We start from the raw sequence: 20,462 nt of genomic DNA on the forward strand, positions 1-20,462 counted from the left end.
CGGACTTTTCATGGTTCCTTTTTTGGCAACTGCACAACAACCTACCAAACAGGCAGAGAGAAGGTTAGTTGTGCCAGACTCACTTGCCTTTCCAAATTTGGACACCATACCGGAAGCTAACCCACCCGCATTAAGTGACACTTTACCTTCCGATAGTGTGGCAAATATTGTGCCTACAGGCCCTATTCAATCAGATATCACTTATTATGCTGAAGATAGTATCGTTTCTGATTTTAGCGAAAATAAGGTTTATCTCTACAATAAAGCCTGGTTTGAATATGGGGAAATGAAGCTAGAAGCAGATCTGATTGTCATAGATTGGAAAAATTCGACCCTTTATGCCTCAGGAGTGACGGACAGTTTGGGTAATGTTACCGGGAATCCATTTTTTAAAGATGGATCCAGTGTCTATGAAATCCGGAAGGAAATGCGTTATAATTTCGTCACGCAGAAAGCAATTATCAAAGATGTTGTTACCGAACAACAAGATGGAGTTTTAAGAGGTGAGACTATCAAAAAAACAGAAGATGGTAGTATCTATCTGAGCCATGGCTATTATACCACCTGTTTGCTCACTAAGCCTCACTGGCACATATCTTCCAACAAAATCAAGTCAATCCAAGGAAAGCAGGTGGTTTCAGGACCGTTTAACCTATACTTCAATGGCATCCCTACTCCCCTTGGATTACCCTTCGGTATTATACCTGATACGCCCGAGGAAAAAGCATCTGGAATCGTATTTCCATCTTATGGTAGTGAGCAAGTAAGAGGTCTTTATTTGCGGGACTTTGGGTATTATTTTGCTATCAACGATTACGTCCATGCCAGAGTCACAGGAGATATTTATTCCAAAGGAGGCTGGGGAGCAAAACTACAGTCTATTTATAAAAAACGGTATCGATTCAATGGTAGCTTTAATCTGGATTTCCAGAAATTCGTATCTCCAGAAACCGAGTTAAATCCCACGAACTACAACACGTTTAGAATTCAGTGGAGTCATACTCCCGAAACCAGGGGAACCAGTCAATTTTCTGCCTCAGTAAATGCAGGTAGCACCAGTTATTTTAACAATGTGATTAATCAAAATAACTATCAAAATAACGTTACCTCTGACTTTACCTCGAATGTCTCCTATTCGAAGACGTTTACCGGAACCCCATTTTCCCTTTCTGCCAATATGAGACACTCACAAAGTGTGACAACGGGGGAAGTAAGAGTGGATTTACCGACGATTTCAATGAACATGAACCGTCAAACTCCATTTAGAAATGTAAGATTTGAACCCTTAAAGACGTTGAATGTCGCTTGGAACTTCAACTTGCAGAACTCGATCACCAACCGAATTGATAATTCATTTGGGGTTTCGAATGACTTGAATACCGGAAACGAAGAGGCAGACATTGTTCCATTTAATTTTGCAAATGCCCCGCTCCTTCTAGACAATGCAAAAAATGGTATTAGAAACAATATCCCGATCAGCTCCAACTTTACACTTTTCAAGTATTTTACAGGAAGTATCGGCGCAAATTTAACGGACCTTTGGTATCTCAACCGAATTAATTACTACTACAACCCAGAGGAAGAAAGGGTAGACAAAATATTAGAGGATGGGTTTAATAGAGTGACAACCTACAATACTTCAGTATCTCTTCAGACTAACATATATGGATTTTTTAATTTCAAAGGAAAAGGAAAACTTCAAACCATAAGGCAACATATTCAACCTTCCATTGGCTTTAGCTTTACTCCTGATTTCTCAGACCCATCTTTTGGTTACTATCAGGATGTTCAAATTAATGAAGAAGGCGATAGAAGATTATTCTCAAGGCATCAAGGCTTTGTTTATAGTGGAGCTCCATTGGGAGAGTCACGTTCCATGACTTTTAACATCCGAAATGTAATAGAAGCAAAACTTAGAAATGACTCTGATTCTGCTGAAGAAAGCACCCGAAAAATACCGCTTCTTGAGACTTTAAATTTAAGTTCCAGCTACAATTTTGCTGCTGATTCTTTTAACCTATCCCCAGTCAGTATCAGTGCCAGAACCAGTTTTTTTGACAGGAAGCTTTCCGTCAATATGAGCTCAACACTTGACCCTTATGCTACACGTACATTTGTAGATGCAGAGGGTGGGGAAACCATAAGAAGAGTGAATGAATTCGCCTGGAAATATGGACAGGGAATTGGAACCATTCGAAATGCTTCTCTGAACATGAATATCTCATTAAACCCAGGAAACAATCAAACCCAAGGAGAAGTACGGGATGAGGTGACCAACAATTTCCTGGAGCAAGGTGGTGTTTTGGATGACTTTGCCCAAAGTGAAATCAATAGGATCGTTACAGACCCCAGCCAATATATAGACTGGAATATCCCTTGGAATGTCAGCATAGGCTATAATCTGAGCTATAGTAAACAAACTTCAGGGACGATTATGGTCACTCAGGGGATGAACTTAAGCGGAAATGTATCACTCTCTGAAAAATGGAAAATCAACTTTAATACGGGACTTGACTTACAAGCTCAAAAGATCACTCAATCCATGATTGGAATCGCCAGAGATCTACACTGTTGGCAGATGAATGTCAACTGGATTCCGTTTGGACGATTTACCTCTTACAACATAGACATCCGTGTCAAATCCAGTATCCTTCAGGATTTGAAGGTTTCAAGAAGAAGATCATTCTTTGATAATTAGAACCTAGCTCGACTCAAGGGCATCGTCATACATCTAGGGCCACCTAAGCCTCTAGATAGCTCTGAGGAAGGTATCTCCAGCACATCTACACCCAATTGCCTTAAAGCTCGGTTGGTGTGAATATTACGGTTGTAGGAAATCACTCTTCTCGGCCCGATCGCAAAAACATTGGCTCCATCAAACCATTGTTCCCGTTGGGAATAATCAGGATTCCCATCTGCAGTATGTAGAATCTCAAGGTGAGGAATCTCTCTCTCCAAGACTGTCAACAAAGACTCATTCAAAACCTCTCGTTTGATTTGGGCTTTTCCATCTTTAATACCTTTCAGGGTGTAAAGTGATGTTTGCAAGACCGAATTCATCGCATCCGGATAGGTTAAAACCAAATTTTCATCCAAAATGGTGAATACCGTATCCAGGTGCATGTATTGGCGTTTTTGAGGTAAATGAACTTCATAAACTCTTTCTACTGGACCTTCTGCCAACATCGCTTTTGCGGCATGATAAATAGCTTTCTCATCCGTTCTTTCTGAATTCCCAATAGCCACCGCTTTACTGGAAAGCACAATAACATCTCCCCCTTCAATACTTGGTGGGTTATCATGACCTAAAACCGGATAAAGTCTTTTAACATTATCCTTGAAATCCATGTGGTTTTCAAAAATCGTCCGAAGCAAGTCAGCTTCTCTTTGCCTTCCATCCATTTTCATACTTGAAAAAATAATTCCAGAGGGAGTAATCGCCATGGGATCACGCTGGAAATATAAATTTGGGCAAGGTGAAATCACAAAAGCTGACTCCATCAATTCTCCTGCTTTTAGATTGGGGATTTTTCTTCTTAATTCGTGGATTTTCAATCCAGCAGTTAGAATCGTAGCACATTCGGCGGTTGAATAACGCTCCAAAATATCTTCAGCCAAATAAACCATCCCCGATTTCAATAAAGCTTCACGCATCAGGCTGAGAAGTATGGTTTGATCATACAAAACCCGTATCAACAACTCCCTCAACTGATATACATGAGCACCAGTAGAATCCTTTATCAAATTCGAAAAAGCATCATGTTCGCGCTGCAATGCCTCTAAATAAGGCACATCCTCAAAAAGCAAAAAATCTTTATTATATGGGGTAAGACGATCAATTTCCTTTCCTGGCCGATGCATCAGAACTGCTTTAAGCGTTCCAAATTCAGAATTGAGCCTTAGATTCATATTATTAATATTCTAGTATTGTGATTCAATTATTATTAACATTTAAATAATATATGCCAATATTTAATATAATTGAAATTCTTCCTCCGATATATTTAATTCCGCTCAGGAAAGGGAAACCTGATTTAAGTGAAAACAAAAAGTATTTTTTTCAAAGCTTTTGACAATTGGGGTACTATTGTTGTCTTGATAAATGCACAAGAATTTAAACCAACACCAATGAAAAGTAACTATATAAAAATTTGGGGTGCTCAGCTCTGCATCCTAGCCAGTCTATTTTTAGCTGCTTGCGATACTTTAACCCAGTTGGGTAGTCAAGTGGGGCTTGGCACACCGACAGAAGCTGAAATAAACTCTGGACTGAAACAGGCTTTGGAATATGGAACGAGCTATGCATCTGACAGACTTTCTCAGGAAGATGGATATTTGGGGAATTTAGCAATCAAAATCGCATTTCCAGAAGAAGCTAAGAAAGTTGAAAACACTCTCCGGTCCATTGGCCTAGGGAATTTATGCGACCAAGTAATCACTAGTGTCAATAGAGCTGCGGAAGACGCTGCAAAAGAAGCTAAACCTATCTTCGTGGCTGCGATAAAAGAGATGTCAATCAATGATGTAAAAAACATCTTAATGGGTGAAAATGATGCTGCTACCCAATATTTTGAAAACAAAACCACCACTTCATTGGAAACTAAATTTAAGCCGGTGATTGAAGGGAGTTTAGAAAAAGTAGGAGCCACAAAATATTGGGGAGATGTGGTTAGCCAATATAACAAAGTGCCATTAGTGAAAAAGATTGACCCTGATCTCACCAGCTTTGTCACACAAAAAGCGATTGACGGATTGTTTTATGAAATCGCGAAAGAAGAACTGAAAATCCGAGAAAATGTCACCTCAAGAAGCACTTTATTACTTCAAAAGGTTTTTGGGTACGCTGACCGCGAGAAAGCTTCAGGAACAACGACACCATAACCTATTTCCTCATTAGCCTTGTTTAAAGCACATTTACCCATTCCTGAAGCAGGTGAGACCTCTTATTTATTTGGGACTGATAATCAATTAATTAAAATGTAATCTTCACATATTTTTGATTATTGCCCCACTTTGCTACCTTGGTGTCTGACACCCTACCTAATGAGAGATACATTAACTATATTTTATGCAGACGATGATCTGGATGATTTAGAATTCTTTAAGAAGATAATACAAATGAATGGGGGAAACTACAGGCTTATCACCCATAAGAACGGTGATCAATTGCTTCAGGCATTGGAAAACCCACCACCATCACCAGCCTTGTTGTTTCTAGATATCAATATGCCAGGAATGAATGGCCTGGATATTTTGAAAACACTTCGGGAATCCGAGCGCTACATGAAATTACCTATAATAATGCTTTCTACTACGAAGGAGGATTCAGTCATTCAGAAATCTCTAGAATTAGGAGCCTCTTATTATGTCCCAAAAGCAAGTAATTTTAAAGAGCTCAAACAATCCATTGAATTTGCACTCCAAATCAATTGGGGAAACTTCGTCCCGAACCAAAACAACTTCCTTTACCACAGTAATTAACTGGGTTTTGAAAAAACTTTCAATTCATTAAGAGCATAAAAAAAACCGGACTTTTCAGCCCGGTTTTTTTATTTATATCTGTTGCGAATTAATCTACTAATGAGACAGTCAGGGTATCCCCTTCTTTAGTCACTTTAGCAACTCCTTTGCCCGTCAAACCTTTCATAGAAACATCCCACTTTTTATTGCTCAATCCTGCTTTAGCCTTCAAGTCAGGCAAAGAGGCTGGTGACTCTGCTTTAAGAAGTTCGAAAATTACTTTTTCCTCTTCCGTCATTTCCACCTGTTTTTTCTCAGGTCTCATTTGTGGGAAGAACAAGACTTCCTGAATCGTGGTCTTATTGGTTAAAAGCATGGTCAAACGGTCGATTCCGATTCCTAGCCCTGATGTTGGTGGCATTCCATATTCCAAGGCACGAAGGAAATCTGTATCCATAGCCATGGCTTCATCATCACCTCTTGCAGCCAATTTTAATTGATCCTCAAATCGTTCCCTTTGATCAATCGGATCATTTAATTCTGTATAGGCATTGGCGATCTCTTTACCATTGACAAATAGTTCGAATCGCTCTACCAATCCTGGCTCTGTTCTATGCTTTTTCGCCAGCGGTGTCATTTCAATTGGGTAATCTGTGATATAGGTAGGCTGAATTAGGTTTGCCTCCACTTTTTCACCAAAAATCTCATCTACCAATTTGCCTTTACCCATGGAATCATCTACTGCGATTCCCATTTCAGAACATACTTTGCGCAAGCCTTCCTCATCCATCTTGCTCACATCAATACCTGCATATTCTTTGATGGAATCATACATTGTCAGCCTTCTATAAGGACCTGCAAATTCGATTTCGTTGGCTCCAACTTTAATTTTTGTCTTACCATGAATGGATTCGGTCACCTGTTCTATCAACTCCTCCACCATTTCCATCATCCATACATAATCCTTATAGGCCACGTAAATTTCCATGGAGGTAAACTCAGGATTGTGCGTACGGTCCATTCCTTCATTTCGGAACATTTTACCGAATTCATACACCCCATCAAATCCACCTACAATTAATCTCTTCAAATAAAGCTCATTTGCAATACGCAAGAACAAAGGCATGTCCAAGGTATTGTGATGAGTAGCAAATGGTCGTGCTGCCGCACCACCATGAACCGCCTGCAAAATGGGAGTTTCCACTTCCAGCCAGCCATGATCATCAAAATAGCGACGCATGGTAGAAATAATTTTTGATCGGGTTTTGAAAGTAGCTTTGACCTCTGGATTTACAGTAAGGTCTACATATCGCTGCCTATATCTTAATTCAGGATCCGTGAAACCGTCGTGTACATTACCATCCTCATCTCGCTTCACTACAGGTAATGGCTTCACAGATTTAGACAATAAAGTAAGTTCAGTCACATGCAAAGAAATCTCACCTGTTTGGGTGGTAAAAATATATCCCTTCACACCAATGAAATCTCCGATTCCAAGAAGCTTCTTAAATACTGTATTATAGAGTGTTTTATCCTCTTCAGTACAGATATCATCTCTACGAACGTAAATCTGCAACCTTCCAGTAGAGTCTTGAATTTCTGCAAAAGAGGCAGACCCCATAATCCTTCTACTCATCAATCGTCCAGCTATAGAGATGCTCTTGTAGTCGTTCTTTCGGTTTTCGTAGTTTCTATGAATATCCTCTGCTGTGACATTGATAGGAAAAGCCTCCGCAGGATAGGGATTGATTCCCAACCGCATCAATTCTTCCCGATCTTTTCTTCGCTCTAATTCCTGTTCGCTCAAAAGTTGCATTTTCTGTATTTGAAATTTATTACTTCTTTATTTATTCTTTTTGTTATCGAAAGTGGCCTATTTAACTGCAAATTAAAAACCTACTTCCCTAGGGCAAGCTGGTACATTCTACTGCTTTTTCCTTCTTGCCATTTCTCTTTTTATTAACTCAAACTCACGGCTACTTTGTCCCGCAATACTTGAGTTTTCGGATGCTCTGCGAGTCAAATAAGGCATTACCTTCTCTACCGGTCCATAAGGCACATATTTCACCACTCTATAACCAGCATTCGCCAAGTTAAAAGAGATATTATCACTCATACCATATAGCTGCGCAAAGAAAACCTGATCCGAATCAGGGTCAATGTTATATTTCTCCATTAATCTAGTCACCAAAAGGTTACTATTTTCATTATGGGAACCACTCATTAAAAATACTTTCTCATGGTTTGCTATGGCAAACTCTACTCCAGCATTATAATCGTGATCTGTAGCAGACTTATTCGGTTGGATAGGACTTGGATAATCAAACTTTTCAGCTCTTTCCCTTTCCTTTTCCATATAAGCACCTCTTACTAATTTGGCTCCCAGGAAATATCCTTTTTGGGCAGCATCCTCTTTTGCGCTCTTAAGCCTGCCGAGCATATCATGGCGATACATCTGGAAAGTATTATAAACCACGCAACGTTCGCGGTTGTACTTTTCCATCATCTCATAAGTCATGGCATCAACCGTATCCTGAAACCAAGACTCCTCTGCATCAATCAATATTTTCAAACCTAAGTCATGAGCAGTCTTACAAAGCATATCCACTCGCGCTTTAGTTTTATCAAAGCCCTTTTGCTCCTCTGCAGTAAGCTTCTCACCAGCCTGAATTTTGATCAAGTGGTGATAATCTCCTAGACCTGTCACTTTGATCACCCCAAAAGGCATGTAATCTGTCTTTGCAGATTCGATCATGGTCTGTTTTATTTCTTCTGTAGTCCTCTCAAAACTCTCTTCATCTCCTTTTCCTTCTACTGAGTAATCCAAGATGGCTTCTATACCAAATTGAGAAAGCTTTTCACAAGCCTGAATACTTTTCTTAATTGTCTCTCCACCACAAAAATGACCAAAAATTGTCTGTTTCATGATCCATTTAATAGGCAGCTTCAATTTTAAAGCTATATGAGTAAGTGAAATACCTAGATCAGATAGTGCTTTATTATTGAGTAAAGAAAACACTAGGTGCATTTTTCTTAACTCTGCATCTGATTTTGAGGCAAAGGCCACTTCCAAATTCTCAAAGGATATAGACGATTTTGTGGACATGTTTATAAAATAAGGTGCAAAGATATCAAAAAATCTACTTTTGGGGGACATCCTTGATTAAGAATACGCACTCCTTTTTTATTGGCTTTTTACTAGAGGAGAATATATTCTCTTAATTAAAGTCAATCCCTTGGAAAGCATAGAAAGAAAAATAACCTATTCGAACTCAAATATTTATTCATTTTATTTCAGGAACATTCAAAACAAAATTAAAACCTAAACAGAATTTTATTCTGAATTACCTTCTTTCCACCAGTGAATTTAAAATATGAAAAGAAAAACAGGCTTAAATTATGGACTTATTAAAATTTGGACGAAAAATTAATTTTGATTTTAAAAAGTACTCACTTACATTTGGGGCATGTTAATCACAGCAGCGATTTATTTTACCTTCTTTTACTTTTACTTTCGAAGCCAAAATCGAATCGGAGCTGCCTATTGTCTAGACAAAATCTAAAAGAAAATAAACTATACAAAGAGCCCGATTCGAAAGAGTCGGGTTTTTTCATTTAATGCTTAGCCGTATGAAAACGCACAAACAAATCAAAGACTGGGGCCTGGGACTATCAGGACCATTAATCATCGCCGGCCCATGTAGCGCCGAGTCACCTGAGCAAATCGAGAAGATTTGTATTGAAATGAAAGAGGAGAATGTTATCCCTTCTATGTTCAGAGCAGGTATCTGGAAGCCAAGAACAAGACCAGGAAGCTTCGAAGGTATTGGAGAAGAAGGCTTAAAGTGGATGGAGATCGTTCGTCATCACCTTAACATCCCTATTACTGTGGAAGTTGGAAATGCTGCTCACGCAGAAATTGCCCTTCGAAACAAAGTGGATGTAGTATGGGTAGGTGCAAGAACTACAGTAAACCCATTTGCTGTTCAGGAAATTGCCGACGCATTAAAAGGAACTGATATTCCTGTGATGGTGAAAAACCCAATGAACCCAGATTTAGACCTATGGATGGGTGCATTAGAGAGATTCCATGCCGTTGGGTTAACCAAACTTGCAGCAATTCACAGAGGTTTCTCTGATGCTTATGACAAGCGATTCAGAAATAAGCCAAACTGGTCTATGCCAATGCACTTGAAGCGTGTTTGGACTGGAATGGAAGTAATCAATGATCCTAGCCACATTGTAGGTAAAAGAGACGGGATTCTTGAAATCTCTCAAAAGGCAATGAACTTCGGTCTAGACGGATTGATGATCGAAACTCATCACGATCCAGACAATGCATGGTCTGATGCCAAGCAGCAGGTGACTCCAAAGAGATTGAAAGAAATCCTTGCTGCCATTGACTTCAAGAAACCATTGGAATCTGAGCAGCCAAATGAGCGTCTTAATGACCTTAGAAGAGCAGTGGATCACTTAGATGATCAATTGTTGGATATCCTTCAGGAAAGATTCGCAGTAATCGATCAAATCGGTGCCCACAAAAGAGAACATCACCTTTCTGTATTCCAATCTGATCGATGGAAAGACGTAATGGAAAGCCGTACTCAAAAAGGAGTACAGAAAAACCTAAGTGAGAAATTTATGAAGGAGTTACTTTATTCTATTCATGAAGAATCAGTGAAGCGTCAGGAAAAACAACTTCGCGAATCTGAAGCTGTTAAAAAATAAATACACAGGCTAAGCAATTTATAGTTTTGGGCGGAATTGTCCGCCCAAAACTTTTGCCTACCCCTTTTCTATTCAAATCAATTCCTGTGGACCCAGTAATTTTCTCTACCGCTATTGCCTCAGACTTGGAAAAAGTGCTTAAAAGCATTTCCTTTTCCCAACTTTTTGTTCTGACAGATCAAAACACAAATCAGCATTGTCTGCCCAAAGTAAAATCTGTTTTCCCTGAGAACACCTTTTTTCACACAGTATCGGCAGGAGAAAAAAATAAAAACCTGAGTACTTGTGCTGATATTTGGTCTGCCATGACTAAGGCAAGTCTTGACCGAAAAGCTCTATTTATCAATATTGGCGGTGGAGTCATAGGTGATATGGGTGGCTTTTGTGCCAGTATTTATAAAAGAGGGATTCGATTTATCAATATTCCCACTACGCTTCTTTCTCAAGTAGATGCAAGCGTAGGCGGAAAACTAGGAGTGGATTTTGAAGGTCTAAAAAATCATTTAGGTACTTTCAATGAACCGGAAACGGTGATGATTTCTCCTGAATTCTTAACCACTCTCCTCGCTGAGGAACTACGTTCTGGTTATGCGGAAATCATCAAACACGGATTAATCCAAGACCGTGATTATTTCGAAAAACTCGAAATCCATCATTGGGAAAACCAATCTTGGATGGACCTAATAAAACATTCCGTAGGAATCAAAAAAAAGGTGGTCGAAGAGGATCCAAAAGAAGGAGGACTTCGAAAAATACTTAATTTTGGACATACCATTGGACATGCCTTTGAATCCTATTTTCTTGATAGCCCAAAGCACTTGCTTCATGGTGAGGCCATCGCTATCGGCATGATTGCCGAAGGATATCTTTCTTATCAAAAATTAGATTTGAGTAAGTCAGAATTAGATATTCTTACCGATTTTTTTCTGACTATTTATGGCAAATTCGATTTCGAGGAAAAGGATCTCTCTCCGATTCTTGATCTTTGTCTCCAAGACAAGAAAAATGAAGGTTCTGTCCTGATGTTTTCCTTGCTTAATGAAATTGGAGATTGCGGCTACAATATTCCCGTGAGCCGAAACGAAATTGAGGAAGCCATATACTATTATAAAAACCTAGCAAAGTCTTAAACCAATTCCCGTGAGTACCGATACCAAAGAACATTTGCAGTTGAACCAAAAAAGTGATTTCTCAACTGTCACTATCCCCCTATCCGCTTCAAAAAGTGAATCAAACAGAGTTTTGATCATTGATGCTCTCACTGAGGTAAGCAATAAAATTTCCAATCTGGCAGAGGCAAGAGATACTCAAACTATGATCCGCTTGCTGCAGACAAACCCTCCGGTTTTTGATGTTTTGGATGCCGGAACCACCATGAGGTTTTTAACTGCTTTTGCGGCAGCAACCAATCAAAATAAAGTAATGACCGGTACTCCTAGAATGTGCGAAAGGCCTATAGGAATATTGGTGGATGCATTAAGAACAGTGGGTGCAGAAATCCATTACATGGGAGTGGAAGGCTATCCTCCATTGGCAATTCACGGCTTAAGTGAACAAACCACGAATCAGGTGAAAATCAGAGGAGATGTCTCTTCTCAATACATTTCGGCTATGTTGATGATTGCCCCGACTTTACCAAAAGGCCTGGAACTGGAGTTGGAAGGGAAAGTTGGTTCTAGAACTTACATTGAAATGACCTTAGAGTTGATGGCTCAATTTGGCATCAAGTATGAGTGGAAAGGCAATAAAATTTCTGTTGATTCACAGCAGTATCAACCAACCACCTTCGCGGTAGAAAGTGATTGGTCTGGAGCAAGCTATTGGTTTAGTTTACTTGCATGTGCAGATTCAGGGTCTTTATTTTTAGAAGGCTTGAAAGAAAACAGCCTGCAGGGAGATTCCAAAATCGTAGAAATCATGGACCTTCTTGGAATAAAAAGCACGTTCAAAGAAGGGGGCGTCTTACTACAAAAACAAGAGGTAAAAGGCCTAAAGGAATGGGATTTTACCCACTGTCCAGATTTGGCTCAGACAGTTGCTGTAACCTGCGCCATTCTAGGTCAAAATGCGATTTTCACAGGGCTGGAAAGTTTAAAAATCAAAGAAACCGATCGGATTTTAGCTCTTCAGCAAGAGTTGGCAAAATTCAATGCAGAACTGAAAGAGATAGAAACAGAGGTATATCAAGTGATTCCTTCCGTGACAATGCCACAAGAAGTAAAAATCCATACTTATGAAGATCACAGAATGGCCATGGCATTTATGCCTTTAGTCACTAAAACCCAAGTGGTTTTTGATGACCCTGAAGTAGTAAACAAATCCTATCCTAGTTTTTGGAAGCATTGCGAACTTGTAGGTATTACCTTGGTTAATCAAGCCTAAACCATGAGCAATTTAAAAATCGCCATTCAAGGAGTCCCAGGATCCTTTCACCATCAAGTCGCTTTGGCAAATTTTGGTGAAGAAACAGAAATCCTTCCTTTCAACACTTTTGAACTAGTAGCAAAATCAGTGGCCACAGGTGATGCAGATTTCGCTGTGATGGCTATTGAGAACTCAATTGCGGGAGCAATTTTACCCAATTATGAACTAATTGATCGATATGAACTGACGATCAGGGATGAATTTTACCTACCGATTGCACATCAGCTCATGGCCTTACCAGGTCAGAAAATTGAAGACATTCATGAAGTTCGTTCACATCCCATGGCATTACTTCAGTGTAAATCTTTCTTTGCTCAATATCCTGACATTATCTTAAAAGACGATGTGGATACAGCAGCAGTAGCCAAGCAAATTGCTACTGAAAAATGGACAGGAATCGGAGCTATTGCCTCCAGTATTGCAGCTGAAATTTATGGTTTAGAAATCATCGGCAAGAATATTCAAACAGTTCAAAGTAATTTCACGAGATTTATCATTCTTCAAAGCCAAAAAGAGACAAACCCGTCCAACCCGAATAAAGCTTCCATTAAAGTGACTATTCAAAATAATAAAGGGGGACTTGCCAAACTATTGACACTAATGAGTGATAATGACCTGGATTTAAGTAAAATTCAATCCATTCCAGTGATACAAAAACCTTGGGAGTATGCATTCTTTATGGATACTGTGTTTGAGGATTATGTAAAATTCAAACAGACCATGATTGAGATACAAAAACGCTTCGGTGAGGTGAAAATTTTCGGAGAATATATCAGCAGAAAATAATGAAAGGATTTTCAAGCAAAATCGAAACAGTTGAGGAGTACTATTTTTCTGCTAAGCTCAGGGAAGTTTCAAAAATGATTTCTGAAGGAAAAGCAGTGATCAATTTAGGCATTGGAAGCCCAGACCTCGCTCCTGACCCCAAAGTCATTGAAGCGATGAAAAATACTGTTGACAATACGCAATCTCACGGCTACCAGAGCTATCAGGGCATCCCTGAGTTGAGGGTTTCCATTGCCAACTACTATCAAAAATCCTATGGAGTCAGTCTAGACCCAAACACTGAAATCCTACCACTCATGGGTTCGAAGGAAGGAATTATGCATTTGAGCATGACATTTCTTAATCCAGGCGATGAGGTTTTAATACCAAACCCAGGCTACCCTACTTATGCTTCGGTGACAAAATTATTGGAAGCTTCCCCAGTATATTATTCCTTGGATTTACATAAAAACGGGAGACCTAATCTTGAGGAACTGGAATCGAGAGACCTTAGCAAGGTAAAGTTGATGTGGATAAACTACCCGCATATGCCTACTGGAGCCAAAGGTTCGAGAATAATTCTTGAGGAACTTGTGGCATTTGCAAAAAAGCATCAAATCGTCCTTTTACATGACAATCCTTATAGCCATATTCTTACCGAAGAACCGCTAAGTATTTTAAGTATTCCCGGCGCTAAAGATGTTGCTATGGAGCTAAACTCTTTGAGCAAAACTTTCAATATGCCAGGTTGGAGAATCGGGATGTTGGTGGGTCGAGCGGATTGGTTGCAAAAAGTATTGAAAGTCAAAAGCAATATGGACTCGGGAATGTTTTTGGGACTTCAAAAAGGAGCCATCACTGCATTGAACTTAGGCCAAAGCTGGTTTGACGATCTACAAGAGCTTTATGGAAACCGTAGAAAACTGGTTTGGAAACTTGCTGACAAATTAGGATTAAGTTACGACCAGAATTCTGCTGGAATGTTTGTTTGGTGTAAAGTTCCTGAAGGAAAAACAGCAGATGAGATCGTGGACCATTTGCTTTACGAACACCATATATTTATCACACCTGGGAGGATTTTTGGTCCCGCGGGAGAAAATCACGTACGAATTTCACTTTGTATGCCTGAATTCAAAATTTTAGAAGCCTTCCACCGCATAAAAACATCATCATGAAAAAAATACACATCATCGGACTAGGTCTTCTAGGGGGATCTTTTTCTCTTGGAGCCAAAAAGAAACTAAATGACTTAGTCATTACAGGTTTTGACATCGATCCAAAAAATCAAAAAGATGCGCTCACCTTAGGTATTATTTCGGAGGTGAAAGAAACTCCGGATTTAGATACAGACCTAGTGATTTTAGCTACGCCTGCAGATACTTTAGGAGGCCTATTAGTAAAAACCTTAGATCAGATTGGGCCTGAGACATTGGTCTTTGATGTAGGGTCAACCAAATCTTCCTTAACGAAACTGACTGCAGGCCACCCAAAAAGATCTCAATATTTAGCAGCGCACCCAATTGCAGGAACGGAATATTCAGGACCAAAAGCAGCTTTTGAAGATCTATTGGACAGGAAAGTGATGATTATTTGCGAATTGGAGAAAACAGATCTTCACCTCAAGGAAAAAGCTTATGAGCTCTTCGATGCACTTAATTTAAAACTTAGGTTCATGGACCCAGAAGAGCATGACAGGCACTTGGCTTTTGTCTCCCATCTTTCTCATATATCTTCTTTCATGTTAGGTCAAACCGTATTGCAGAAAATGGCTGATGAAAAGAACATTTTCGATATGGCAGGATCTGGCTTTGCTTCAACCGTGAGGCTTGCAAAATCTAGCCCCGCTATGTGGGCTCCAATTTTAACGGAAAACAAAGAGAATATTTTGAACGCCTTAGATGGGTACATTGCAAATCTTTCCTCATTCAGGGAGAAAATAGCCCAGGGAGAAACAAAAGAACTGTTTGATGAAATGGCTTCCATAAATAAAATCAGAGATATTCTAGAACTTGGAAAATAGGTTTTCTGGATGCAAACAAGACGTCACTTATCGAATCGATAGGTGACGTTTTTTTTGATAGAAACTTTTTTAGCTCGCAACATTTTAATTCATGACATAAATGAATGATTAAAGCAATTCTAATTTTTGTATTTTCATAACCTCAACTAACCTAAAATATCATGAAGCCTATTTTATTTTTTCTAGCGATTTTATTTTCAATAAGTTCTTTTGCTCAGTCAAGTGATCAATGGATCATTTTGGACACAAAAAACGAGGCCTCTCCTCGACATGAAAATTCATTTGTGGAGTGCGATGGAAAGTTTTATGCCTTGGGAGGCAGAGCTGACCGTCCTGTGGAAGAATTTGATCCTGAAACGAAAACTTGGAAACAACTTGCGGACGTTCCAATGAATTTCCATCATTTCCAAGCGATATCTTTAAACCATGAAATCTATGTAATCGGAGCATTCACAGGAGGATATCCTCATGAAACTCCTATCCCAAACTTCTTGATTTTCAACCCAAAAACGAACCAATGGAGAGAAGGCCCTGAAATCCCAAAAGATAGACTTCGTGGATCTACAGGTGTTTTTACTAGAGATGGCAAAATCTATTTGGTTTGCGGAATCATAGATGGACATTGGGATGGACATGTGACATGGTTTGATGAATATGATCCTGCTACTGGAAAATGGACAGTTTTACCAGATGCACCAAGAGCCCGAGATCATTTTAGCGCCACATTGATTGATGATAAAGCCTATGTCGCGGGTGGAAGAAAGTCATCTGCAGTGATTGGAAAAGTATTAGACCTCACTGTTCCGGAAGTGGATTATTTTGATTTTGAAACAAACACCTGGCACACAGTAGCTAAACCATTACCCACTGAGCGAGCAGGAACATCCAATGTTGCGGTTGGCCCCTACCTTATCGTCATGAATGGAGAAAGTGTTGCTCAAGTTCCTGCGCATGCTGAAGTTGAAGCATTAGACACTCGAACCGGTTCTTGGTCAAGATTACCAGATTTAAATCAGGGAAGACATGGAACGGGAGTCGTTTATTACCAGGGAAAAATCTATGTAGCTGCAGGCTCGGCCAATCGAGGCGGTGGCCCTGAACTGAATAATATTGAGATGCTTCCATGGGAAAACAAATAATAGTTCCTCACTTCCCTTATTAACATCATTTAGTGAGACAAAAAATTACAGTGATACTTTCTGGCCTCGGTTTTGACTAATTAAATGTATAAACCAACAAAAGAATTATGAAATATCTACTATCACTTTTAATCGGGCTAGCGCTTACTATGCCTGCAATAGCTCAAGAAGATTTATCTATTCCACTGATAGAAGTTGAAGGATATTCTGTAAGAAAAATGGCGCCTGATGAAGCTGTATTTTCCATTAACCTACAAGAAAAATCTATGAAGGTATCGGAGGCTATTGAGGTCTTGAATGCAAAGACAAAAAACTTAGCCAAGGCATTGGATAAAGCAAGAATCAAAGACTATAAATTGGTGGCAGATAACTACGCTGTAAATATCAATAGAATCTATAGAAGCGGATATTCTAGAGACAGTGGTTACGTGGCTTCCCAAACTTTGAAAATCACTACCAACAGTAAAAATGAGGACTTACAAAAAATCGTTGAGTCAATTCAGGACGCTGGAGATATGAGCTTTAATTTACATTTCCAAGTCTCTGAAGAAACCCAAAAGTCTTTGGAAGATCAACTACTCACTGAAGCTTTAAAAAATGCAGAAAGTCGCGCAAGGTTGATCTCTGAAACTTTAGGCATCAAAAGTATTCGAGTTCACCGTGTCTCCTTAAACTCTCCTAATCAACCCGTTTACAAAATGCAGGCAATGAGAGCTAGTGCTGATAGTTCAAATGAGGCTATGATTGCTCCTGATGAAATGAGCTTGGAGAAACGAATAATTGTAAAATACACCTATTAATTAGGCTCCTAATTGATAAAAGAGACTCACACGAGTCTCTTTTTTTTGTCCTTTCAAAAGCGGAGAACCATCATTTCAGTTTCAAAAAAAGTTTTTAATGTTGATCTTTCATTTTCAATACTCTTTAAACCCAAGACTAGAAATCAATGGAGGAATTAAAATCCTTGCTAAGAAAGGAATTTGGATTTGACCAAACCACCATAAAAAAGCTCAATGGCTATTTCAATCAGAATTTTGAGATTACTCAAAAAACTGAGAAACACATCTTAAAAACTTATCCTTTTGAGCAAGAACTTTTTGACACTTTAGAGGCTGAAACTAAAGTCCTCACCTATCTTAACCTTAAGGAAAATAACTATTTTCCGAGACCTATTCCTTCCTTAAATGGAAATAAAATTCAAGTAGTTTCCATCGCCGGAAACAAAACAATCGTCAGATTACTTTCCTATTTAGAAGGTGAGTTCATAGCTAATGCAGCCCCCAAAACCGAACTCTATCATTCATTAGGGCAGTTTCTAGGTAAAATGGACAATCAACTGAAAAGCCATTCAGACTATGTTTTAAAAGCCAGGGTTTTAGATTGGGATCTACAAAATTTACAGTTGAACAAAGAATTCTTAGAAGAGATCCCCCATCCTTCAGATAGAAATTTGGTAAGACATTTCTTTCTCCAATTTGAAGAGCATGTAAGTCCAAAGCTTCCAGGTCTTCGAAAACAAGTCATCCATTGTGATGCAAATGAATGGAATGTTTTAGTGCAAAATCACCAAGTAAGTGGAATCATCGATTTTGGAGATTTATGCTACTCCCAATTAATCAATGAAGTGGCCATCGCTTTGACCTATGTCATCTATGACAAAGAGGATCCTTTGGCTTGGAGCATTGATTTTTTAAAAGGGTACCACCATGAAAACCCACTATTAGAGGAGGAAATAGATTTATTGTACTACTTGATTGGAGCCAGACTTTGCATCAGTCTCTCACAGTCGGCTCACGCCCGAAATGCTGATCCTGAAAATTCATATGCTTCGATAAGTGAAAAATCAGCTTGGAAGCTATTGAGAAAATGGATTTCTATCAGTCCTTTAGAAGCTACAAACTGCTTTAGAAAAGCGGTAAATCTACCGACTCCAGAGGCTCCTAAACCCCAAATGCAATTAGAGCGTCGACATCAATCGATTAGCTCCATACTTTCTGTAAGCTATAAATCGCCCATCCCCATGTTAGGTGCTACTTTCCAATACATGTATGATGCATTTGGCAATTCAATATTGGATGCATATAACAATATACCCCATGTTGGACATTGTCATCCTAAGGTTGTTGAAGCGGGTCAAAGACAAATGGCAACGCTCAACACCAACACTCGATATCTGTATGATTTACTCCCTGCCTATGCTGAAAAGCTTTTAGCAAAGTTTCCACCATCCCTGAGCAAAGTTTACTTTGTCAACTCAGGCAGTGCGGCCAGCGATTTGGCAATGCGATTAGCTCAAGCACATACCGGCAGCAAAAACTTCATGGTGATGGAACATGGGTATCATGGCAACACTCAAATCGCCATGGATATCAGTGATTACAAGTTTTCCAACAAAAAAGGTTTGGGACAAAAACCCAATATTTTGAAAGTACCCATTCCAGACAGCTATTTAGGAAAGTACCAAGAGGATGACGGAAGTGCTGGAAAGAAATATGCTCAGGATGCGATCTCAATGATGGGAGATTTCCATGATAAAATAGGTGCATTTATTACAGAACCCATCGTAGGCTGTGGTGGGCAAGTTCCCCTAGCCAAAGGTTATTTAAAAGAGCTTTACCCTGCTATCAGAAAACAAGGTGGTATCTGTATTAGTGATGAAGTACAAACTGGTTTTGGAAGGATCGGCCATCATTTCTGGGGCTATGAAGCTCAGGAAGTAGTTCCCGATATGGTTATTCTAGGAAAACCCATGGGAAATGGACATCCTATTGGAGCCGTCATTACGACGGATGAAATTGCCGCTTCTTTTAGCCAAGGAGTAGAATTTTTCAGTTCTTTTGGAGGCAACCCAGTTTCTTGCGCAATAGGATTAAGTGTTTTGGAAGTATTGGAGGAAGAGCAATTACAGCAAAACGCGCTTGAGGTAGGCACCCATTACATGGACTTATTTAAAGATCTTCAAACAAGGCATTCCTGTATTGGTGATGTGAGAGGATCAGGTTTATTCTTAGGGGTTGAGATTGTTCAGGAAGGGACTAAAAACCCAAACACCTCACTTGCTTCCTTACTCAAAAATGAACTTAGAAACAGAAATATTCTGATCAGCACAGATGGTCCAAATGACAATGTACTGAAGACCAAACCCCCACTCTGTTTTAATAAAGCGAATGCAGAAACAGTGGTTTCAACCATTGAAGATGTACTGAAAGAGATACAATAATTGTGACTTTTTAAACACAACAAAACTAATTTCCCAGCCTTTAAAATTGAATTATGGAAGATCATAAGATCCGGAACAAACCAGCTATACACCCTCAAATCGAAGCTAAATCAGCAGAAATAGGTTTCACCATGCCTTCTGATTTATATATTGGGTCACTTTTAAAATCGCTCGTTGCAAGCAAACCGAAAGGTCATTTTCTAGAGCTAGGTACTGGGATTGGGTTATCGCTTTCTTGGATGATTGACGGTATGGATTCTGATTCCACTTTAACCACCGTGGATAATGACTCTCAGCTTATTGAAATCTGCCAAGGTTTTTTTGGTCATGATTCAAGAATAGATCTGGTTTTGGAAGATGGAAAGACCTGGCTAAAAAATTATAAAGGACCTAAGTTTGATTTAATTTTTGCAGATGCTTGGCCAGGTAAATACAGCCATTTGGAAGAGGTTTTTGAGATGTTAAAAGTTGGAGGTATCTATCTAATCGACGATATGGATGAGCAGCCCAATTGGCCAGAAGGTCATGCAGAAAATGCTGCTGCATTGATTGAAAAATTAGAACAGCGTAAAGATTTTCATTTAACTAAAATGAACTGGTCTACTGGAGTGATCCTAATGACCAAAATCTGCTAAAAAGTAACAGTATGTAAATACCAGTATTGGATTGGCGGTATTCCATATGTTGTTCAAAATTAAGATATTGG

At 39.2% G+C, this 20,462-nt stretch carries 16 protein-coding genes; 13 read left to right on the forward strand and 3 right to left on the reverse strand.

Annotated features, from left to right (window positions below):
• The first annotated feature begins 10 nt into the window (after positions 1-10).
• Positions 11-2,698, forward strand: a complete 2,688-nt coding sequence (locus ALPR1_RS14965) for a putative LPS assembly protein LptD (RefSeq protein ID WP_008201918.1) — start codon at positions 11-13, stop codon at positions 2,696-2,698.
• On the opposite strand, the gene ALPR1_RS14970 is transcribed toward ALPR1_RS14965, so the two are convergent.
• The gene (locus ALPR1_RS14970) at positions 2,695-3,909 is read right to left on the reverse strand and encodes an arginine deiminase (protein ID WP_008201919.1); all 1,215 of its coding nucleotides are present in this window, start codon (positions 3,907-3,909) and stop codon (positions 2,695-2,697) included. The genes ALPR1_RS14965 and ALPR1_RS14970 overlap by 4 nt on opposite strands.
• 219 nt (positions 3,910-4,128) lie before the next feature.
• Here ALPR1_RS14970 and ALPR1_RS14975 point away from each other — a divergent pair, with 219 nt between their 5' ends.
• Positions 4,129-4,881, forward strand: coding sequence for a DUF4197 domain-containing protein (locus ALPR1_RS14975; protein WP_040303711.1), 753 nt, complete (start codon positions 4,129-4,131; stop codon positions 4,879-4,881).
• Positions 4,882-5,043: 162 nt separating this feature from the next.
• The gene (locus ALPR1_RS14980; RefSeq protein ID WP_008201926.1) at positions 5,044-5,481 is read left to right on the forward strand and encodes a response regulator; all 438 of its coding nucleotides are present in this window, start codon (positions 5,044-5,046) and stop codon (positions 5,479-5,481) included.
• A gap of 88 nt (positions 5,482-5,569) precedes the next feature.
• Here the strand turns inward: ALPR1_RS14980 and lysS are convergent, their stop codons facing one another.
• Positions 5,570-7,276 carry a lysine--tRNA ligase gene (lysS, locus tag ALPR1_RS14985; RefSeq protein ID WP_008201928.1) on the reverse strand — a complete coding sequence of 569 codons (1,707 nt, stop codon included), beginning with the start codon at positions 7,274-7,276 and terminating at the stop codon, positions 5,570-5,572.
• A 108-nt stretch (positions 7,277-7,384) separates the two neighbouring features.
• Positions 7,385-8,566, reverse strand: coding sequence for a proline dehydrogenase family protein (locus ALPR1_RS14990; protein ID WP_008201929.1), 1,182 nt, complete (start codon positions 8,564-8,566; stop codon positions 7,385-7,387).
• Positions 8,567-9,090: 524 nt separating this feature from the next.
• Between ALPR1_RS14990 and ALPR1_RS14995 the strand changes: the two genes are divergently transcribed.
• The 10 genes from ALPR1_RS14995 (at position 9,091) to ALPR1_RS15040 (ending at position 20,391) form a co-directional block, all read left to right on the forward strand.
• Complete coding sequence (locus ALPR1_RS14995; protein ID WP_008201931.1) at positions 9,091-10,188, forward strand: chorismate mutase; 1,098 nt, start codon at positions 9,091-9,093, stop codon at positions 10,186-10,188.
• Positions 10,189-10,274: 86 nt separating this feature from the next.
• On the forward strand, positions 10,275-11,318 hold the full coding sequence (gene aroB / locus ALPR1_RS15000) for a 3-dehydroquinate synthase (protein ID WP_040303717.1): 1,044 nt from the start codon (positions 10,275-10,277) through the stop codon (positions 11,316-11,318).
• Positions 11,319-11,328: 10 nt separating this feature from the next.
• Positions 11,329-12,570 (forward strand): 3-phosphoshikimate 1-carboxyvinyltransferase, encoded by a 1,242-nt coding sequence (locus ALPR1_RS15005; RefSeq protein WP_008201935.1) that lies wholly within the window; start codon positions 11,329-11,331, stop codon positions 12,568-12,570.
• Positions 12,571-12,573: 3 nt separating this feature from the next.
• On the forward strand, positions 12,574-13,398 hold the full coding sequence (locus ALPR1_RS15010) for a prephenate dehydratase (protein ID WP_008201937.1): 825 nt from the start codon (positions 12,574-12,576) through the stop codon (positions 13,396-13,398).
• Complete coding sequence (locus tag ALPR1_RS15015; RefSeq protein ID WP_008201938.1) at positions 13,398-14,552, forward strand: pyridoxal phosphate-dependent aminotransferase; 1,155 nt, start codon at positions 13,398-13,400, stop codon at positions 14,550-14,552. The genes ALPR1_RS15010 and ALPR1_RS15015 overlap by 1 nt, the downstream gene beginning before the upstream one ends.
• Positions 14,549-15,397, forward strand: coding sequence for a prephenate dehydrogenase (locus ALPR1_RS15020; RefSeq protein WP_008201939.1), 849 nt, complete (start codon positions 14,549-14,551; stop codon positions 15,395-15,397). Before ALPR1_RS15015 ends, ALPR1_RS15020 begins: the two co-directional genes overlap by 4 nt.
• Positions 15,398-15,558: 161 nt before the next feature.
• Positions 15,559-16,536, forward strand: a complete 978-nt coding sequence (locus tag ALPR1_RS15025) for a Kelch repeat-containing protein (RefSeq protein ID WP_008201941.1) — start codon at positions 15,559-15,561, stop codon at positions 16,534-16,536.
• 107 nt (positions 16,537-16,643) lie between these two features.
• The gene (locus tag ALPR1_RS15030) at positions 16,644-17,336 is read left to right on the forward strand and encodes an SIMPL domain-containing protein (RefSeq protein WP_008201944.1); all 693 of its coding nucleotides are present in this window, start codon (positions 16,644-16,646) and stop codon (positions 17,334-17,336) included.
• 146 nt (positions 17,337-17,482) lie between these two features.
• A complete protein-coding gene (locus tag ALPR1_RS15035) occupies positions 17,483-19,756 on the forward strand; it encodes an aminotransferase class III-fold pyridoxal phosphate-dependent enzyme (RefSeq protein ID WP_008201945.1) in 2,274 nt (757 codons plus the stop codon).
• A 53-nt stretch (positions 19,757-19,809) separates the two neighbouring features.
• The gene (locus ALPR1_RS15040; RefSeq protein ID WP_008201947.1) at positions 19,810-20,391 is read left to right on the forward strand and encodes an O-methyltransferase; all 582 of its coding nucleotides are present in this window, start codon (positions 19,810-19,812) and stop codon (positions 20,389-20,391) included.
• Positions 20,392-20,462: the final 71 nt, after the last annotated feature.

It is taken from the genome of Algoriphagus machipongonensis, from assembly GCF_000166275.1.
GTDB lineage: Bacteria > Bacteroidota > Bacteroidia > Cytophagales > Cyclobacteriaceae > Algoriphagus > Algoriphagus machipongonensis.

Coding starts and splice junctions, on each gene's coding strand:
- ALPR1_RS15030 (WP_008201944.1), top strand. CDS start 16,644: ATGAAATATCTACTATCACTTTTAATCGGGCTAGCGCTTACTATGCCT.
- ALPR1_RS14965 (WP_008201918.1), top strand. CDS start 11: ATGGTTCCTTTTTTGGCAACTGCACAACAACCTACCAAACAGGCAGAG.
- ALPR1_RS15015 (WP_008201938.1), top strand. CDS start 13,398: ATGAAAGGATTTTCAAGCAAAATCGAAACAGTTGAGGAGTACTATTTT.
- ALPR1_RS14990 (WP_008201929.1), bottom strand. CDS start 8,566: ATGTCCACAAAATCGTCTATATCCTTTGAGAATTTGGAAGTGGCCTTT.
- ALPR1_RS15025 (WP_008201941.1), top strand. CDS start 15,559: ATGAAGCCTATTTTATTTTTTCTAGCGATTTTATTTTCAATAAGTTCT.
- ALPR1_RS15040 (WP_008201947.1), top strand. CDS start 19,810: ATGGAAGATCATAAGATCCGGAACAAACCAGCTATACACCCTCAAATC.
- ALPR1_RS14995 (WP_008201931.1), top strand. CDS start 9,091: ATGAAAACGCACAAACAAATCAAAGACTGGGGCCTGGGACTATCAGGA.
- ALPR1_RS14975 (WP_040303711.1), top strand. CDS start 4,129: ATGAAAAGTAACTATATAAAAATTTGGGGTGCTCAGCTCTGCATCCTA.
- ALPR1_RS14970 (WP_008201919.1), bottom strand. CDS start 3,909: ATGAATCTAAGGCTCAATTCTGAATTTGGAACGCTTAAAGCAGTTCTG.
- ALPR1_RS14980 (WP_008201926.1), top strand. CDS start 5,044: ATGAGAGATACATTAACTATATTTTATGCAGACGATGATCTGGATGAT.
- ALPR1_RS15020 (WP_008201939.1), top strand. CDS start 14,549: ATGAAAAAAATACACATCATCGGACTAGGTCTTCTAGGGGGATCTTTT.
- ALPR1_RS15035 (WP_008201945.1), top strand. CDS start 17,483: ATGGAGGAATTAAAATCCTTGCTAAGAAAGGAATTTGGATTTGACCAA.
- lysS (WP_008201928.1), bottom strand. CDS start 7,276: ATGCAACTTTTGAGCGAACAGGAATTAGAGCGAAGAAAAGATCGGGAA.
- ALPR1_RS15010 (WP_008201937.1), top strand. CDS start 12,574: ATGAGCAATTTAAAAATCGCCATTCAAGGAGTCCCAGGATCCTTTCAC.